General features: G+C 35.5%; 2 protein-coding genes. One reads left to right on the top strand and one right to left on the bottom strand.

Features of this window, described 5'->3' with window-relative positions; translation table 11 throughout:
• Nucleotides 1-800, top strand: an 800-nt coding sequence (locus JM172_RS24365; RefSeq protein ID WP_214484959.1) for an IS3 family transposase, incomplete at its 5' end; no start/stop codon positions are given.
• 24 nt (nucleotides 801-824) lie between these two features.
• On the opposite strand, the gene JM172_RS24370 is transcribed toward JM172_RS24365, so the two are convergent.
• Nucleotides 825-1,259: an S-Ena type endospore appendage gene (locus tag JM172_RS24370; RefSeq protein WP_214484960.1), complete on the bottom strand. Its 435-nt coding sequence runs from the start codon at nucleotides 1,257-1,259 to the stop codon at nucleotides 825-827.
• Nucleotides 1,260-1,570: the final 311 nt, after the last annotated feature.

Consider the following 1,570-nt stretch of genomic DNA (forward strand, 5'->3'; position numbering starts at 1 on the left):
CAGCAATGTGCCAAGTCCTACAACTCCCAAGAAGTACGTTTTATTATGAAGCAAAACACCGAACTCATGAGGATGATGTCACGTCACATATTTTTCGAATCTTCCATGAGAGTCGACAGAATTACGGGACACGCAAAATTAAACATGAACTTATAAAGCTTGGGAAAACTGTTTCTAGAAGACGTATTGGTAGAGTCATGAAAGAACAAGGACTAGTTTCTAATTATACTGTCGCACAGTTTAAACCCCATTCAGAAAAGCCAAATGAGGACCACTATTCCAATGAACTAAACCGTGAATTCACGCGGAACGAAGCGTTATCTGTTGTCGTAAGTGATTTAACATCTGTAAAGGTTGATAAAAAATGGCATTACATATGTGTCTTTGTTGATCTCTTTAATCGAGAAATTATTGGACATAGTACTGGGTCGAACAAGGATGCGTTGCTTGTTTATCGTGCTCTCGCTTCAATAAAGGACGACCTTCATCATATCCAATTGTTTCATACAGATAGAGGAAACGAGTTCAAAAATAAGTTAATTGATGATGTTTTAAAAACATTCTCTATTAAACGCTCTTTAAGTATGAAGGGATGCCCCTATGATAATGCCGTTGCAGAAGCTACATTTAAAATTATTAAGACAGAATTTGTCAAAGGGAGGCAGTATGAAAGTTTAGAAGAATTAACACGAGAACTCCATGACTACGTGCATTGGTTTAACCATATTCGTATTCATAGCACACTAGGTTATACAAGTCCTATTGAGTACAAAAATAAATACCTTAAGAAAATTGTCTAGTTAGGTGTTGGCAGTCCAGCTTCTTTATCTAATACTCTGGGTTATATTATTTGATACAGGGGTAGTCGTTATACATCTTTCTGTAATTATAAAATCATAATCTCCTAAACAACTGTCTCCTGATGCACCAGTACACATAATCTTTATACTAGTTACCATATTAAAGTTGAGACTGTGACTGTTTGCCTGATTGTTATTATTTGATGGGGGGATATTTAGAATGGTATCCATGCCGTTTGCGGTAATAATCACATTCACTCCACATACAGAGGAGCGATCTACCTCAACAGTTCCGTTAATAGCAGAACTAGTATTTGTGCTAAAAATTGTCGTTGTTTGACCACAGTCTAGATCATACGTACCGCGTAATGTCCCAGTAATAACAGGGCAATCACAACAAGCAGATGTTTCTTTGGTAACACTTTTACCACAACATGGTGTAGCTTTATATGTGCTCATTATTTCACTCCTTTTTCAATACATTTTAAAACATTTTATGTCTGTACACTTGTTAGTGATTAGGCAAACAAAAAAAAAGGGCTATTTTTAGCCCATAGTAACCTCAATATCACTTGTGTTTCCTTAATAGGGAAATTCCAGATAGTCTTTACTCGCCTCTTGCGCCATATTGTTGAGTAATATTTTTATATTGATCATCATTAAAAACAATTTGCGTTTAATAAACACTCCTATCACATATACTTTTTTCTCATTCAATCGTTATATGATGTCCACCCACGCTTATAAGCTTCTTTCCTGATGACATTTTT

Source organism: Bacillus sp. SM2101 (assembly GCF_018588585.1).
Lineage (GTDB): Bacteria > Bacillota > Bacilli > Bacillales > SM2101 > Nanhaiella > Nanhaiella sioensis.